This window comes from Sneathiella sp. (genome assembly GCF_047631475.1).
GTDB lineage: Bacteria > Pseudomonadota > Alphaproteobacteria > Sneathiellales > Sneathiellaceae > Sneathiella.
The window spans coordinates 25,585-42,333 of sequence record NZ_JBLHZT010000034.1 but is presented as its reverse complement, the minus strand read 5'-3'; the positions used below and the strand labels follow the sequence as shown (position 1 = coordinate 42,333).

Sequence of the window (16,749 nt, the reverse complement as noted above, 5' to 3'; positions counted from 1 at the left end):
AGCCATCCGTCGGGCGATGGCGGCCCCGATCAAGGGAACCCCGACGGTGAAGAAAATCATGATTGAGCCAAGCGCATTGATTTCCGGCGATATGGAATTGCGGAGCATGGCAAAAATTTGCGTAGGGACGGTCTCAATGCCACCCGGTTTCCAGAAGAGGGTGCCGGTTATGTCGTCAAAACTGATGGTAAAGGCGAAAAGCATTCCAGCGAATACCGCAGGGGCCAGCAAGGGAAGCGTGATTTGGAAAAAGGTCTGTATTGGTGTAGCACCAAGACTCATTGCCGCTTCTTCAACATCTCGGCGAATACCGATCAAGCGGGCCTGCACCACCAGAACCACAAAAGGAAGGGTGAAGATGACATGTCCCATGAGCAGCATGAAAAAGCTTTTGTGGATCGACATGAAATTCAGAAACAGTAAAAGGGCAACGGCGAGCACCACTTCAGGCACAAGAATGGGGGCAATCAGCAGAGAACTGATGAAATTGCCGCCCGGCACTTTGTACCGAACAAGCGCCAGACTGGCTAGAACGCCAAGTGTTGTTGAAATTATTGCGGTCAGTGCACCTAACAGCAACGATGTCTGGAATGCTCTGATGATGGCATCATTGCCTGCCAGTTCGATGAACCACCGAAAGGAGAAGCCGGTGATCGGGAAACTACCAAACTGATTGGCATTAAAACTAAGCAGAACGACAACTGCGACGGGCAGGAACATGAACAAATAGACCAGTGCTGTCCAAAGCCGTATGAAATTCCACCCCATCAGCCAAGCCCCTTCATCAATTGACGCATTCCCAAAAAGCGGTTGTAAACCATGACAATGGCGCCCAGCACAACGATCAGGACAAGAGAGAGAACGGATCCAAGCGGCCAGTCCAGTTGCGTGATAATCGCTTCAAATACAAGATTGGCAAACATGGCGTCCCTTGGACCGCCCAGAATGACCGGTGTGATATAGGTTCCGGCGCCCAGCACGAAACAAAGCAGACCGCCTGCGGCCAATCCTGGCAGCGACAGTCGCAAAGTTACTTCAAGAAACGTTTGCCAGCGGGAGGCCCCAAGCGAACAGGCGGCGTCTTCCAGATTGGGGTCAATATCTTCAAGGCTTACATAGATATTAAGGACCATGAAAGGTAACAGGAAGTGAACCAGACCCAGAATAACGGTGACTTCGTTGTAGAGCATCTGAATGGGTTCATCGATCAGCCCGATGCTTATCATTACGGTGTTCAATGCACCGGAAACGCCAAGAATATTGATCCATGACATGGTGCGAATAATGTAGCTAATCCAGAAGGGCAGCATCAGTAGCAGTAGTAGGATCGCTTTGTTGCCGTTGGAGCGGGCAATATAATAAGCCGCAGGGTATCCCATCAGAGCACAGCAGAGTGTTGTGATCAACGCGATGCGCAGCGTCTGTACCAGAATATCACGGTAAAATTCATCGGTTAGAACTTCTATCCAGTTATCGAGAAAAAAGCCGACCTGATCCGCACCTGTGGCAGTGCGAAGCCAAAAGGAATAAACGACGATGAACATCAACGGCACAATCAAAAGCAGCAATATCGATGTCAGTGCTGGTGACAACAATATCCAAGGCTGCCGCGCCTCCCGTGTTTCAATAGACATAGGCCCCCCAAGAAATTAGATTGAAAGCTGTCAGATATGGTTGTATAGATCAAATAGATATTCAGAATAATAACTATAGTTTGAAACTATGATGACATCTTCATCAAATCTGTCCCCGGAAAAACTGGCCCGTGATCTGGACTGGAATTTGCTAAAAACCTTTCTGGTCATTGCAAAATCCAAAAGCATTACAGATGCGGCTAATAGATTGCGTTTGCGGCAACCGTCTGTCTCGGCGTCTCTCAAACGTTTGGAAGAACGCTTGGGCAAGCAACTGGTTCTTCGGTCGCCGGGCTCCTTTCGGCTAACAAAAGCAGGAAAGCTGCTTGAAAAGGAAATTATTGAAATTCAGGGTACGATCCTGCGTTTTGAAACCATTCTTCGTGATACTGAAGATGACATTCGCGGTCATGTACGCATTGCAATGGCAAGTCATGTTGAATGCCCCCTATTTGATGACGCACTCTCCAGATTTCATCAGCAACATCCACATGCCACCTTGTCCATAGAGATTTCTGCCAGTCGGTATGCGATCGAAAATCTGATCGCCCGGCGGGCCAGCATTGGGATCTGTCTTGTAAAAGATAGAAGTCCAAAACTTCACTATAAGCGTCTGTTCCGGGAACATTTTGGGCTTTTTTGCGGTCCTTCTCATCCCTTGTTTGGGGTGAAAGACCTTCGCCCGACGGACTTGGCCGGGCAGTCCAGTGTTAGTTTTGTGACGGATCAGATGGGGGATGCCTTGAGGCTGGTGGCGCTAATGCGGGCGGAAGCCAACCTGGATGATCGGGTAGTTGGTACGTCCGCTAATCTGGAAGAAGTTCGGCGCATGATTATCGCAGGCCTGGGGATTGGCCCCCTGCCGATCCATGTGGCAAAGCGGGACGTGGAAAGCGGCGTTTTATGGCGATTGCCGCCCTATACCTCTCCGCCGGCAATTGATGTCTATGTGGTCCAAAATCCCAAAGCCCAGTTAAACCGCGCTGAAGTGGCGTTTTGTCAGATTCTGGAAAAACTGATCGATAGCACGCCCATTGAAGAGAGAATCTATCTCTAAAAGTGGACCAGCCCACCCCGTGGGTCTGCAAATTGACGCAATATTCGGGATCACGGTAGGCGACGCGCGTTATATAGTGAAGGGCGGCGAAAACGAATGAAATGGTTTCACCAGATATCATTTACGGTGGTTATTGATTAAGTAATATGCGCATTATTTCAGTGACTTACTATGGATGGTTGTTGTTTGGGGCAGGTCGATTATAAGGGCTGTAGCGGTTTGGTGCCGGCTAAAAATATGAAATACACTCTGAATGGTGATCCTATTTGTTGGTCTCAAAAAGATTTGTCTTGCTATTCCGGCTGAACTGTGACCAATTCTCTGCATCGCGCCGGGCGTAGTTGACCAAATTGTCAGCAACGGTGTGATATTCTAGCAATAAGTCGTATTGATATCGTTGCCTGAAAGATCCATTTTGGATCAGATTTAAAAAAGGCAGCTCTTCTACGCAAGCTTCCAGAACAAAACGGCCTCTGCTCAGCACGGAAAATGTGCAATGCAATTACAGGTCGGTGAAAGAGACTAGTTGATAAAGTTTACAGACCTCGCACTTGCCGAGTCTTTACTTCGAGCGATAGAAATCGAAGGTTATACCACTCCTACTCCTATCCAAGCCGATGTCATTCCTGCCATGCTTGCGGGTCATGATGTATTGGGTATAGCGCAGACGGGGACCGGAAAAACCGCTTCTTTTGTTTTACCTCTTCTTCAAAAAATTGTTGAAGATGGACAAAAGCCCGGAGCAAAAAAATGTCACACCTTGATTATGGCGCCTACTCGTGAATTGGCAGCCCAAATCGGTGAGAATATTCATAACTACGCAAAATTCCTGAACGTTTCCGTTGCGGTTGTCGTTGGCGGTGTTAAACCGAAAGCGCAAATCAAGGCGTTGGCGTCTGGTGTCGATATTGTTGTCGCCACACCGGGCCGGTTACTGGACCATATGAACGAACGGGTTGTTGGGCTTGACCAAACTCGGTCGGTGGTTCTGGATGAAGCGGATCAGATGCTGGATCTAGGCTTTATGCCGACGATCCGTAAGATCATAAGCCGGTTGCCGAAAAAACGGCAAACAGTGATGATGTCAGCAACAATGCCGCCTCCTATCCGGAAGCTTGCCGCTGATTTTCAGTCCAATCCTGTCGAAATTGCCGTTGCGGCGGTTTCAAAACCGATTGAACGGATTGCACAATCCGTCCGGCATGTTCCTGCAGCAAACAAACGTATCGTCCTGACCGAGATTCTGTCACAGGATAAAAGCGGACGGGCCATCGTCTTCACGCGGACAAAACGCGGTGCAGACAAGGTCAGTCGCCATCTGGAAGGGGCGGGTCTTACCGCTGCGGCCATTCACGGGAATAAAAGCCAGTCTCAACGGGAACGGGCGTTGGCCTCTTTTCGGGCAGGACGCACATCAATCCTGGTTGCAACGGATATTGCCGCCCGTGGTATCGACGTGGATGACGTGTCGTTGGTGGTTAATTACGAATTGCCGAACGTTCCTGAATCATATGTGCATCGCATTGGCCGAACAGCGCGTGCAGGCCGGTCAGGTAACGCCATTTCGTTATGTGATGTAGCAGAACAGGGATGCCTGCGCGATATCGAAAAACTGATCGGGAACAGACTCGAAAGTGCCAATGATCCCTTGCCAGCCAATGGAGCACCCTTTGTTGCTCCGGATGCTGGATCAGCAAAATTTTCTCGCCCTAAAAAGACGCATAATCGTCAAGGGCCGAAACGCGGGAACCGCAAGCCTAAGGGGGCTGATGGGAACGCTTTGAAAACAAAAGATCGCACGGCTGGCTCGACAGAGCCGCTTGCGGGCCTTAATCGTATGCTCGGAAATACCGGGTCGCGAAAACAGAATAAGCCGTCTCAAATCGGTAAAAGATAAGTAGATTTTAATACGTAACGATCAAATATAAGGAAAGATCAATATGGCTACAGGTACAGTTAAATGGTTCAACGGAACTAAAGGTTATGGTTTTATCGCTCCTAGCGACGGCAGCACAGACGTGTTTGTTCATATCAGTGCAGTAGAACGCGCTGGTCTGAGTGGCCTGAACGAAGGTGACTCAATCAACTACGACCTTGAAGTAGATCAGGCCCGCAATAAATCTTCAGCGATTAATTTGCAGGTAAAATAAGGTTTCTTAGGGTAATTTTCCCTAAACTATCTTATGAAAAAGTGCCAGTTCACGCGGTGAGCTGGCACTTTTTTTGTCTAAACGATCCTCGGTTCTTGGTTTGAATCTCAAGGCCTGAGCGTGCGCCGTGCCTGTTCTTCTCAACGGACAAACCACTGTATCAGGATTGCGCTTCCGTGAGAAAATACGCGCTGATCATCGACAGAAAGCACATGCCACTAAAAATGCCCAGAACGGCAATTTCACCGAACGCGGCGGCCACAAAACTAAAACCACCCCCTGCCAGCAATAACGTGCCAATAATGGTATTGGAGAGCGCCGTATAAGGGGCTCGTCTGTTTTCATCAGCCATATCCACCAGATGGGTTGAACGTCCCAGACGCACGCCCTGATAGGAGACCATCAGTGCATACAGGATGACGGGCATAAGCCATGCGGTTTCCAGTGTTCCTGCAAGCGCGAAGATCACCGTTACCAGCAAGGCACTGCCGGCCAAGAGACCGGATAGCATCAACACTTTCCGGCTGGAGCGATCTGCGAGCCGTCCCCAGATATAGCCGCTTGAAAGTCCGGCAAGGGACGAGGCGAGAAGCATTAGTCCCAAACCTGCATAATCGGTAACACTGTTAATTGCCAGAGCAATCATGAACGGCGGTGCAAGGGCTGTGGCCATTAAAAGGCCGCGCGTCACGATGAACAGAATAAGCTGGCGATCCTGCAAAAGATACTCCAGATTTTCCCGGGCAATATCGATCGGCGAATTTTTGCCTTCGATATCACTTTCTTCCTCGGTCAAGGTTGAAAAGAGGAGACTGGAACTAATCCAGCAAATCCCAGCCAAAAACAGACCCATCGTAATCAGAGACTGTTTGTCGAATATACCCGACGTGACCAGTAGCGCGTACAAGATAACAAATGCAGCGGCCATAGAGCTCGCTGCGCCCGTTGCAGTTCCTCGATTTGATCGATCCACTGTCTTGCCCAATACATCTTTGTAGGAAACTGAGCAAATGCTGCGGGCAGTGGCCAGTAATGCTAATAAACCAATTATCGCAACGCCTAATGAAAATCCTTCCAATATCAAAACTGATATGCCCAATCCAACGGCACAGACACCTTGAATAACCGAGCCCAAGACCCACGCATATTTGCGTTTGGGTCGAGATTTAAGAAAACCCGCTATGAAAAGCTGTGGTAACAGGGCGCCCGCTTCCCGCACCGGAACCAGCATGCCGATGAAATATACTGGCGCGCCCAGGGAAGACAATATCCAGCTTAAAATCAGCTTGGGGTCGATTAATCCATCTGCTGTTTTCGTTAGTGAAAGCGACATAATATGGATCATGAAATTCTTTGGCTGATCATTATATGAGTTTTCTGAAATGTTTTTATCAACCTGCCCGTTATCTTCAGAGGTCAATGCGTTAAACGTTCTTTGCGAAAGGGATCTGAACATAACTGAGGGCACCTGTTTTGGCATTTCTCATACTTTTTGTGTCTGCGCATTGTGCGCGAGAAGGTGAATTGTATAGAACGCCGTTTTGAGAATAAAGAGATCTTATAACCGGCAAAACGTCCCTTAGGGCACAACCTTTGGAAACTTGGCCTTTTAATCAGATGCAAAAGCGACAAGTTAAGGCAAAAGTAATGTATTCCTGTAATACCAATATATTCTAATTTGAAAAGCATCAATCTCGGCTTTTGCGTTCGCCGGAGCGCATCTTGGAGTGGAAAATGTCATTTGGCAGAAAATTGATTTATCTCATAACCGTTCTTTTGACGGGAACCGTATTGATTGCGGGAACTGTAAGTTATTTGCAAATCCATTCGCTGGTTTCAGACAGGCTGTACGAAAATGAATTCCCAGCCCATGTTCGTGCAATTCGGAATGATATTGAGAAGAAGCTGAGTGTCTATCTGACGGCGTCACGTGGTATTGCGAGCAACACTTATGTCCAGGATTGGTTTGCCGCGGGCGAACCTGAAGAGGGGATCAAGGATTGGGCCGCCTATGCCAGCAGTATTGTCGAGGACGTAAACGCCTTTAGTGCCACATTTGCGTCCAATGTGACGCGTAAATATTATGATCAAAATGGGTTTAACAAGGCCGGCTCGGATAATATGAAATATTGGTTCGATGGTTTTGTGTCCAGTGGGGCCCCCTACGAGATGGTTCTCGACAAGAGTGAAAGCACCGGGAATGAATGGAAGCTTTTCACCAATATCCGATTAGAGTTAAACGGAAAGGTTGCATCTGTTGGGCTTGGTGTTGATGCAAAAGAAATCGCCCAATATATCGAGAGCTTCCAAGTGGGTGAAACCGGGCAGGTATGGCTAACATCCGGCGAAGGGGTGTTCAAGCTACATCGCGATAGCAGTTTGATCGGGAATACCAATATTTCTGACATCGAAGGCATGGAAGAAATTGCTGAAGAACTTCTGCTTGGCACGGATGGTCAGGTTAGAATCTCCAATTACGACGGTGAAAAAGGCGAAATGATTGTAGGCGTTGCCTGGATCCCAACAATCCAGTCCTTTGTTTTTGTAGAACTGCCCGCAAGCGAAGTTTTTGGTGAGATCACCAATTCTCTCCTTATTACTCTGCTTATTGTCCTGATTATATTGGGAGGTGCAATATATGCAGCCTTCCGGATTGCCCGGCAAATTTCAGATCCAATCAATGAAATTACGGAAGTGGTCGAACAGCTATCTGGCGGAGATACCGAAATTGAAGTGCCTTCTCAGGACCGCACGGATGAAATAGGCGCCATTGCGAAATCCATCGAAATTTTCAGAAACGGTATTATCGAGCAGCGGGAAAAAGAAAAGGAACAACGCCGGGCAGAAAAGAAAGCCGCCGACGAGCGAGCGCAGCTTGAAGAGCAAACGCGTATGGAGAAATTGCACGCGGAGGAGAAAAATCGAGAAGATCAGCGCGTACTTTTATCCAAAATGGCAGAAAACTTTGAGACGAGTATTGGCGGTGTTGTTAATTCAGTCGCCAATGTTTCGAGCAAGCTGAACGTCAACGCAGAGACGATGGCGACAACGGCGGAAAATTCCCTCAATCGAGCCAACGAGGTTTCCTCTGCATCTGAGGTTGTATCACAGAATGTACAGACGGTTTCAGCGGCGACAGAAGAACTGACCGCCTCCAGTAACGAGATAAGTCATCAGGTCAACCAGTCGACCAATATTGCCCGAGAAGCCGTTGCTCAAGCCTCACAGTCCAAGGAAAGTATAGATACGCTGGTTATGTCGGCACAAAAAATTGGTGAGGTTGTCAATATCATTACAGACATTGCTGAACAGACCAATCTACTGGCTCTCAATGCAACGATTGAGGCTGCGCGGGCCGGGGACGCTGGAAAAGGATTTGCGGTTGTTGCCAGTGAGGTGAAAAATCTTGCGAACCAAACAGCCAAGGCTACCGAAGATATCAGCAATCAGATCGGTGGTATTCAAAGTTCCACAAAAGACGCAGCTTCCCTGATCGAAAATGTTTCGACCACCATCAATCAGATTGAAGAGATTGCATCGTCAGTTGCAGCTGCGGTTGAGGAGCAAACTGCCGCGACGAAAGAAATTGCTCGGAATGTCGATCAGGCTGCGGAAGGGACGCAAAATGTATTTTCCAGTATTGCGGGCGTAACGGAAGCCTCAAATGAGGTGCAGAATGTCTCTACATCTGTTCTGACAGCCGTGCGCGAGCTGGATGATTGTTCGACAAATCTGAAATCTGAAGTCAGCAAATTTTTAGAGCAGGTAAGAGCGTAAGGGATCAAGGCGACCTCGTGCTCTGATAGCCTCTTGTTTTTTTAAGCAGGGCGATCCGCTAATTTGTAGGGGGCCGTTTGAAAGGTGAGGAACGGGAACGTCTTGTGGTGCAAGTACACTCAGGCAAAGCGTTCTATTTTCAGGTGAAAAAGAATTCGTTAAGCATCCAGTGCTATACTATTGTGAATGTACTTATAAAGGGTTTTTTCAATGGCAAATTCACCAGAAACAGCGCCGCTACTCTTAGAGCGAGAGAGTTTTCTTCTTGATTTGCTGAGAGAACTTTCTGGAACACTCGAAGATGTTGTGGGAATTGATGAAGCCGAAGGGTATGTCAGTCTTGTCGGGCAGGCGATTGGGTCTAAAATTGATCACGACTACAAAGACGCATTGAGTTTATCCAGCCTGACAAGAGAACAGGTTGGCGAGGTTTTGCTGGATTTAAAGCGGCGAATACAAGGCGATTTTTATATCGTGGAAGAAACGCCGGACTATATTGTTTTTGGTAACCATAAATGCCCGTTTGGTGATCGCGTTCTGGGTCGGCCGTCGCTGTGTATGATGACATCAAATGTTTTTGGGCATATTGCGTCCGAGAACTTAAAATACGCAAAAGTCGAACTGAAAGAGACAATTGCTAATGGGGCCGATCAGTGTCGTGTCGTCCTCTATTTTAATCAGAACGGCGAAGACGGCCGTGAATATTTCAAACGATCCTAGACATATTTTATGATAAGCGCATCGTTTGACCTCATAGCATATTCCGACAAGATCCCTAGTCTTCTACTTTCCGTGGACGGAGACATACTGGCACTTAATCCGGCAGCAAGGCGGGGGTTTAGTCTCGAACAAAACCAAAATCTTGTGGCGCTTTTTGGAAGCGGATTCGAGCGTTTTTTAAGCTATTGCTCAGGTAGCCGGGATCCCCTGTTTTCTCGGCAAAAACTGCAGGGTTCAGATAACATTGAGCGGGAGTATCGTTGTGAAGGGGCTGCAATTGTCTCGGGTGATGAAAAAGCAATATTGCTTCGATTTAAAAGCATAGAGCGAAGCCTTGCGGGGTTCTCTCGCGTTAATCAAGAACATGGTGAGTTTAGAGATAAAGCCCTTTCTGAACAGAGGCTGCAAACGGTCATTGATGCTGCAATCGATATTATTATCCTGACCGACCAAAACGGCAAAATCATTTTGGTGAATAAAGCGATCAAGAAGATGATGGGCTTCTCGACTGATGAAATCATTGGCCAAAATGTAAAGATGCTGATGCCATCGGAATTTTCGGATGACGAGGACCCTCAGAATCCCGGATATGATCATAGTAAGGTCGAACAATCGGTTGGGGCGATACGTGAGGTTGTCGCCCGCCGAAAAGATGGCAGCCAGTATGTCGCTAATTTATCGGTTGGAACGTCCCGGTTTGTCAACGAGACCTATTATACCTGTATAATTCATGATCTCAGTGAATATAAAAATATCGAGCTTAAACTCCAGCAATCCCAAAAAATGGAAGCGTTGGGGAAACTCTCTGGTGGTGTAGCCCATGACTTTAATAATCTTTTGTCAGTGATCATTGGCCGATTGGAATTTGCCCGTGAAATTATTCAGGATGAAACCACAGACCGACATATTCGGGTTGCATTAAACGCCGCGGATAAGGGGGCAGGACTTATTGATCAACTCTTGTCATTCAGTCGCCAAAAACACCTGAATAATGAGGTTTTAAATTTGGGCGCTGCTGTGCAAGAGGCACTGGAGATGATCGGTCGAGGCCTTGGAGAGCATATTGAAATCAGTTTAGAGATCCGCAATGCAGAGATAAACGCTTTTGCGGACGCTGTTCAGTTGAACAATGCTTTGATTAATCTGGCGACGAACGCCCGCGACGCCATGACAAAGGATGGTACATTGAGCATTTTGGTGGAACCCGTCTTGGTGGAAGGCGATGCCGGGGATGAAGCGAAAAAAAATGGCGGGCGGTATGTTCGCATCGCTGTTACGGATTCTGGAACCGGTATGTCTGAAGACGTAAGGAAACAAGCGATTGAGCCATTTTATACAACAAAAGAAGTGGGCGAAGGAACCGGACTGGGTCTGTCGATGGTGCATGGCTATGTCGAACAGTCCGGCGGTTTTATGAATATTGACAGTACTGTTGGCGAGGGGACAACTGTCAATCTGTACTTCCGAGCTGCAGATTAAAGAAGCCGCTTATTCCGTCTGAAGGCCCAATGCACAAGGCGCTTATTGTACAAGAAGACGGCTCCTTTAAAGGGGTCGCCCTGCTCCTGAAGACCATATGTTTCTGGCGAAAAGTTTTGTCAATGTTATGGCGCAAGCACTTTTGTTAGCGCACCCGAACTGGCAAGGCAGTGTGATTGGTCATAGAAATTGAAGAGGAGAGTTTGAGGTGGCGGCGGCGGTTTTCTTTGTGTTTCTTTCGCTATTTGCCAAGTTCAACTAGGGCACGCGTTTACTGTCTTTGCAGGGGTGAACGGTTCGAAATATGCCCGATGCTAACTAAGCTGCAATAAAAAAGGGCAGTATTAAACTGCCCTTTTTCAGATGTCTTTTGTCTTCGCGACTTAGGCTTTTGACTTGCGCCGACGAACTACATAACCAATTGCCAGCAAGCCTGCACCATAAAGAGGCAGGGCGGCAGGGAGAGGAACGGCGGATACTGCTGTAATTTCAGATCCGGCAATCAGAAGACCCATTGGATTGGTGCCGCTTCCCTGAAAGTTGACAACAACGACTTCAAGTAGGTTTTCGCCTGCGACGAAGAAGTTATTGATGGCAAAATTAGTCAGTGCCTGAAAGCCAACCACGTTAATTCCCAGAGCATTTCCGTTCAGGAAGAACGCCGCTGAGTTATCGGCAGCGACTGAACCATTGATCTGCGCCGTTGTATGGTCAAAACCGGTAAGATCAAATGTTGTCGAAAATGTGTAGTCGCCAGCTGGGTCTGACACATTGCCGTTTGTCTGTCCAATCCATTCAGCGCTACCCGGGGCAGCAACCCAGTTCGGATGACGGATAATATTGATGGCAGGAGACGGGATGACGTTTCCTGGAGCGAGCATGTCGTAGGCCACTTCGCCCGTATTGACGGTGCCAACGAAGGCAGCCTCGGATTTTTGGGCAAATGATGTGACAGCCAATGCTGCCAGTACGATTACGCCTCCGATTAATTTTTTCATTTCTATCCCCTCAATGAGTAAGCAACCTGCATACCGAAACTCTAATAGACCGAAAAAGAAGGTCGTTGCCAAGAAAATTAATAAAATTTTAATAAATTACTACCGGGCGATCTGTGAGGGCGTGCCGCCGCAACTCTAGGTTATATTTGTTAACCATAAATGGCAGTTTTATTGCTTTTTCGGCGGTTCGATTCGGGAAGGCTGGAGTTGGTTTTCCGGTTATTTCGATGGTCCCGACAGGGCTTCGCCAATTTCAGTGTCCGTACAGACAACAAGTATTCGGGCGTCCTGATCCCCCGCTGAGGCATAAAGATGACCGCGGGTACTGTCAAAATATATACTGTCCCCTTCGTTGAGGCGAACCGGGTCTTTTCCCTGGAGATGAACGGTGATCGTACCATCAAGGACCATCAGAAATTCCTGACCAGGGTGACTGACAAAGGCGTCAAAATCGAGAACATCGTGGGCTTTTAATGTTCCCATCATTGGGGTCATGGATTTATGCCAAAGGGACGGAAACAGCATTTCATAGACGTAGTTTTTGGTTTCCTGACGTTCGAACTCCCCAGATCGGGCAATTGCAAAACTACCGGGTTCAAAATTCTGGCCATCTTTGGAAAAGAAAGTGGCCATGTCCACACCTAAACCGGATGCTAATAAGGCCAATCTGTCATATGTCAGCGACATGACGCCACGCTCCACCTTTGAGATTGTGGAAATAGCGAGGCCGGACTTTTGCGCGACTTCTGATAACGTCCAGCCTCTTTCAGTCCGCAAGTCACGTAAGCGGCGGCCAAAATCAAGTCGCTGGGTATCGGTTTGGGAAATGTCATTCATAGGTAAAGTATAGAATGCCTTGTTCCTGAACACCACCAATTTTCCAATCGGAAAAAACACTTTTCCAATCGGAAAATTGGTGTTACGGTTCAATGGAACAAATGGGGGTGAATGTGCAGGGCAAGTCTTGTGATATTGTGATTGTCGGGGCCGGAATAGCAGGGGCATCAATCGCTGCTGAGCTTTCGAGCCGGGCCCGGGTTCTTCTGTTGGAACGTGAAAGCCAGCCGGGATATCACACAACAGGTCGCTCTGCTGCGCTTTATTCAAGTATCTATGGGCCGCCGATCATTCGCGCTCTGACGCGGGCCTCCGGACATTTTTTCAATAATCCGGACTCCAGGTTTATTGAAACCGGTCTGTTGAGGCCGCGGGGTTTGTATTTCATTGCCCGCAAGGATCAGTCCGAAACCTTTGAAAAGACGCAGCTCGAACTGGGGGACGGTGTTGTCCCGGTCTCTCTGTCCGATGCGCAGGAAACAGTTCCGATCCTGCGGGCGGCGTATGTGGATCGTGTTCTTATGGAAAAAGGCTGTGCGGATATCGAGGTCGATTTGCTGCATCAGCATTATTTGAAAACGTTCAAATCACAGGGGGGGGACCTCCTTACATCCTGCGAGGTGCAGGATATTGAAAAGTCATCAGACGGGTGGCGTATATCGACCAATGCTGGAATTTTCAACGCGCCAATTGTCGTCAATGCGGCGGGCGCATGGGCGGACGATATGGCCCGGCTGGCAAAGGTAAAGCCCATTGGGCTGGTTCCCAAACGACGGACAGCCCTTCTGGTTTCTCCACCAGCGGACCAGATTATCGATCATTGGCCAATGATGGTTGATATCGATGAACAATTCTATATGAAACCGGACGCTGGCAAGTTGTTATTGTCCCCGGCCGACGAAACCCCATCCCAACCTTGCGATGCGCAGCCGGAAGATCTGGATGTGGCCATTTGTGTCGACAGGATCGAAAAGGCGTTTGATTTGTCCGTGCGGCATATTGATCATAAATGGGCCGGTCTTCGCAATTTTGTCGCAGATAAATGTCCGGTTGTCGGGTTCGATTCAGAGGCAGACGGTTTTTTCTGGCTGGCAGGGCAAGGAGGCTATGGCATTCAATCGGCACCCGCCCTTTCAAGAATGGCAGCAGCTCTGGTAATGGGGGATCCGCTTCCCCGGGACATTCAGGATGAAGGGGTCGTTGCAGCAGATCTATCGCCCAATAGGGCAGGACTTTCGGCATGATACAGCTGGTTCCCTTTATTGCTTTGATCTTGCTGGGCTCGGGCCTTGCGATAGCTTACGTGATTGGCGGAAGTGCTGTTCTGGCCTTCTGGTCCACCGGGAACGAACGATATCTGGCCATATTGCCGCAACAGATTTTCTCCAAAATTGATGTTTTTGCCTTGATGGCGATGCCACTTTTTATTCTGGCGGGCGAATTCATGAACCGCGGCGGTGTAACCAAGGCCCTGATCAATCTGTCCATGGCTTTGGTTGGTCGGTTGCGGGGCGGGCTGGGGCATGTCAATATTTTGACCAGTGTCTTCTTCGCAGGCATTTCCGGATCGGCCGTGGCGGATGCGGCGGCGCTATCCAATACACTGGTCCCAGCTATGAAGGAACGCGGATATTCGTTGACATATGCCAGTGCCATCACCGCGGCGTCGTCGATTATTGGACCCATTGTTCCGCCGTCGATCATTCTGATTTTTTATGGTGCGTTGATGGGAACCTCTGTCACGTCACTTTTTCTGGCAGGGATTATTCCGGGACTGATCCTGGCGGCGGCGCTGATTGCTGTAAATGCTGTATTCGCCTGGAAGGAAGATCATCCGAAAGTGAGTAAAGGTGAGGCGCCTCCTTTTGCGGCTACTCTCCTCCATTCACTGCCTGCGTTGCTTCTGCCGGTAATTATTCTAGGCGGCATCGTTTTCGGCTGGACAACCCCGACAGAGGCTGCCGCAATCGCCGTGTTTGCCGCATTGGGCGCCGGCTGGTTCTATGAAGGATTGAAATGGGCATCCATTCTTGAGGGCTTGCGCAGAACAGCAATGTTGTCCGGGTCTATTTTCATTATTATCTGCGCGGTTTCCGCACTGGGTTATCTTGGCGCGATCGAACGGATTCCTGAAGCCATCTCGGACATCGTCGCTGCCCTTGGTCTGGGTCCTGCGGGATATATGCTGGTTCTGAACGTGGTTTTTCTGATTGCCGGTATGGTGCTCGATATTCCTGTTGCGCTGGCCCTTCTCGTGCCCCTTCTTGCGCCCGTTGCGTTGGCCCACGGGGCCGATCCGGTGCATCTGGGTATTGTGCTGTGCTTTAATCTTTGTATCGGGCTTGTATCCCCGCCACTTGGGGGCTGCTTACTGGTTGTGTCTACGGTAACGGGTGTCAATTACTGGCGCCTTGCCCGATCCGTTATTCCTTTTGTTGTTGTACAGATTGCGGTTCTGATTTTGCTGATTGAGGTACCCGCCCTCAGTCTGTTTTTACCGCGTGCCTTTGGCTTCATTGGAGGAGGGTAGCCAAAAGCGTTTATTCGAAAATAACTAACATGGAGAGGTTCAATGAAATATAAAAAAATCCTGTTTGGTGCTTTAGTTGCTGCCACCAGCGCCTTTGTGCAGCCAGCCCTTGCAGAAGTAAAAATTGCGCTGGACAGTCCGCAAAATCTGGAAGCGTCCGGCAGTTATGTCTGGGCAAACAGCTTTAGCACATATCTGAATAATAATGGGATCAAGGCTGAGGAATATCAGCGTGGATCGCTGGGCGGTGATGACGAATTGTTTGATCAGGTCAGTCAGGGATTGCTTGAAGTTTCCATGTCCCCGCTGAATATTGTGGGATCCTTGGATAGTCTGATTTATGGGTTGCGTCTGCCGTATTTCTTTAAAGATATAGCAGAAGTCGACAAGGCCCTGAATGAAGGCGGTATGCTGGACAAAATTAACGCAAAGACCACGCCCGCCGGCGTTCGGGTTCTTGCGGTTAATTCTGTTGGTCAAGCGTCTGGTATTTTCAATACAAAACGTCCGATCAAATCCGTCAAAGATATGGCAGGCTTGCGCATGCGGGCGCTGGATGAAAGTCAGATCGAGCTCTATAAAGCCTGGGGCGCAGCCGGGACGATTGTCAGCTGGGCCGAGGTTCCAAACGCCTTGCAGACCGGGGTTGCTGATGGATATCTGAATCCGGCTTTTGTGCCCCTGTTGTTTGGTCATACTGACTTTATCAAACATTTCACGGATGCCGCGATTACACCATCCCTTCGGATCACCATCGTCTCCGAGATGTGGTATCAGGGCCTTAGTGAAACGGATCGGGCCACCGTGGATGCTGCGGCAAAAGCGGCAACAATGGCCAACCGGGAGTGGCTGAAAAAACAGGATGCGGTTTTTCAAAAGCTGGAAGCTGCAGGTGTTTCAATTCAACGTTTGGACCAGTCTGCACGGGATGCTTTCCGGGCAGCGTCTGCACCTGCCTATAACAGTGGTTTGATCAGTCAGGATCAGATTTCCGAATGGGAGAAAGCCAAGGGGAACTGATTTCATGCGCGCCATTGCAGTAACACTTGATCAGATATCGTCGCAGTTAAACAGGATTGCCCTTTGGGGGGCGGTCGCGGCGGTATTGGTCATGGTTATGGCGGCTTCCTGGCAGGTATTTGCGCGATATCTGCTAGACGCCCCGCCGGTATGGACAGAGGAATTGTCCCGGCGGGCCATGGTGTGGGCTGGCATGTTAGGAGCGTCCGCCGCGTTCCGCTATCGGGCAGATCCAACGCTGTTTCCGGCAATGGTCGCAATCAGGGGGCCCCTTGGCACAATGCTGGCCGTCATTCGGGCTGTTGGGGTTCTGCTCTTTACCCTGCCAGTGATCTGGTATTCTTTATTTGGGGCCAATATGAACATCACTTTCGGCTTTTTGGGGCGCAGTCTGGCGCGTCAGGCTGAACTGCTGCCCGTCTCGATGATCTGGTTCACGGCCGCTGTGCCGATCGCTTTTATTCTCATATTAATTCATATGATTGCCAGTTTGGGTATCCGTTTTACCGGATTGGAGCAGGCGGAAGACTTGAAGAACAAGGAATAA

Annotated in this window: 15 protein-coding genes; 10 read left to right on the top strand and 5 right to left on the bottom strand. The window is 49.0% G+C overall.

Translation table 11 applies throughout. From position 1 onward, the window contains the following. Both ACJAYR_RS13455 and ACJAYR_RS13450 read right to left on the bottom strand, forming a co-directional pair. Positions 1-768 (bottom strand): ABC transporter permease (locus ACJAYR_RS13455; protein ID WP_415237080.1); only part of this gene is annotated, 768 nt, incomplete at its 3' end. Then, a complete protein-coding gene (locus ACJAYR_RS13450; RefSeq protein ID WP_415237079.1) occupies positions 768-1,634 on the bottom strand; it encodes an ABC transporter permease in 867 nt (288 codons plus the stop codon). The genes ACJAYR_RS13455 and ACJAYR_RS13450, both read right to left, overlap by 1 nt. An 88-nt stretch (positions 1,635-1,722) precedes the next feature. On the opposite strand from ACJAYR_RS13450, the gene ACJAYR_RS13445 reads away from it, so the two are divergent. The 3 genes from ACJAYR_RS13445 (at position 1,723) to ACJAYR_RS13435 (ending at position 4,841) form a co-directional block, all read left to right on the top strand. Beyond that, positions 1,723-2,691, top strand: coding sequence for a LysR family transcriptional regulator (locus ACJAYR_RS13445; protein WP_415237078.1), 969 nt, complete (start codon positions 1,723-1,725; stop codon positions 2,689-2,691). 526 nt (positions 2,692-3,217) lie between these two features. After that, the gene (locus tag ACJAYR_RS13440) at positions 3,218-4,588 is read left to right on the top strand and encodes a DEAD/DEAH box helicase (RefSeq protein ID WP_415237077.1); all 1,371 of its coding nucleotides are present in this window, start codon (positions 3,218-3,220) and stop codon (positions 4,586-4,588) included. 43 nt (positions 4,589-4,631) lie between these two features. Continuing rightward, the gene (locus ACJAYR_RS13435) at positions 4,632-4,841 is read left to right on the top strand and encodes a cold-shock protein (RefSeq protein WP_169544072.1); all 210 of its coding nucleotides are present in this window, start codon (positions 4,632-4,634) and stop codon (positions 4,839-4,841) included. Positions 4,842-5,001: 160 nt separating this feature from the next. Here the strand turns inward: ACJAYR_RS13435 and ACJAYR_RS13430 are convergent, their stop codons facing one another. Further along, positions 5,002-6,297, bottom strand: coding sequence for an MFS transporter (locus ACJAYR_RS13430; protein ID WP_415237076.1), 1,296 nt, complete (start codon positions 6,295-6,297; stop codon positions 5,002-5,004). Between the two features lie 278 nt (positions 6,298-6,575). Here ACJAYR_RS13430 and ACJAYR_RS13425 point away from each other — a divergent pair, with 278 nt between their 5' ends. The 3 genes from ACJAYR_RS13425 (at position 6,576) to ACJAYR_RS13415 (ending at position 10,817) form a co-directional block, all read left to right on the top strand. Then, on the top strand, positions 6,576-8,618 hold the full coding sequence (locus tag ACJAYR_RS13425) for a methyl-accepting chemotaxis protein (RefSeq protein ID WP_415237075.1): 2,043 nt from the start codon (positions 6,576-6,578) through the stop codon (positions 8,616-8,618). A gap of 210 nt (positions 8,619-8,828) precedes the next feature. Next, positions 8,829-9,338 carry a methanogen output domain 1-containing protein gene (locus ACJAYR_RS13420; protein ID WP_415237074.1) on the top strand — a complete coding sequence of 170 codons (510 nt, stop codon included), beginning with the start codon at positions 8,829-8,831 and terminating at the stop codon, positions 9,336-9,338. Between the two features lie 9 nt (positions 9,339-9,347). Next, entirely contained in the window at positions 9,348-10,817 is a 1,470-nt protein-coding gene (locus ACJAYR_RS13415; RefSeq protein ID WP_415237073.1) for a PAS domain S-box protein, read from the top strand. A 383-nt stretch (positions 10,818-11,200) separates the two neighbouring features. Here the strand turns inward: ACJAYR_RS13415 and ACJAYR_RS13410 are convergent, their stop codons facing one another. Both ACJAYR_RS13410 and ACJAYR_RS13405 read right to left on the bottom strand, forming a co-directional pair. Further along, positions 11,201-11,815, bottom strand: coding sequence for a hypothetical protein (locus ACJAYR_RS13410; RefSeq protein ID WP_415237072.1), 615 nt, complete (start codon positions 11,813-11,815; stop codon positions 11,201-11,203). 219 nt (positions 11,816-12,034) lie between these two features. Then, positions 12,035-12,652: a helix-turn-helix domain-containing protein gene (locus tag ACJAYR_RS13405; RefSeq protein WP_415237071.1), complete on the bottom strand. Its 618-nt coding sequence runs from the start codon at positions 12,650-12,652 to the stop codon at positions 12,035-12,037. Between the two features lie 92 nt (positions 12,653-12,744). Between ACJAYR_RS13405 and ACJAYR_RS13400 the strand changes: the two genes are divergently transcribed. Genes ACJAYR_RS13400 through ACJAYR_RS13385 form a run of 4 tightly spaced genes read left to right on the top strand, consistent with a single transcriptional unit; the run spans position 12,745 to position 16,749 of the window. After that, entirely contained in the window at positions 12,745-13,896 is a 1,152-nt protein-coding gene (locus ACJAYR_RS13400; RefSeq protein WP_415237070.1) for an NAD(P)/FAD-dependent oxidoreductase, read from the top strand. Continuing rightward, a complete protein-coding gene (locus ACJAYR_RS13395) occupies positions 13,893-15,182 on the top strand; it encodes a TRAP transporter large permease (RefSeq protein WP_415237069.1) in 1,290 nt (429 codons plus the stop codon). The genes ACJAYR_RS13400 and ACJAYR_RS13395 overlap by 4 nt, the downstream gene beginning before the upstream one ends. A gap of 42 nt (positions 15,183-15,224) precedes the next feature. Beyond that, positions 15,225-16,202: a TRAP transporter substrate-binding protein gene (locus ACJAYR_RS13390; RefSeq protein WP_415237068.1), complete on the top strand. Its 978-nt coding sequence runs from the start codon at positions 15,225-15,227 to the stop codon at positions 16,200-16,202. 4 nt (positions 16,203-16,206) lie between these two features. Beyond that, positions 16,207-16,749 carry a TRAP transporter small permease gene (locus ACJAYR_RS13385; protein WP_415237067.1) on the top strand — a complete coding sequence of 181 codons (543 nt, stop codon included), beginning with the start codon at positions 16,207-16,209 and terminating at the stop codon, positions 16,747-16,749.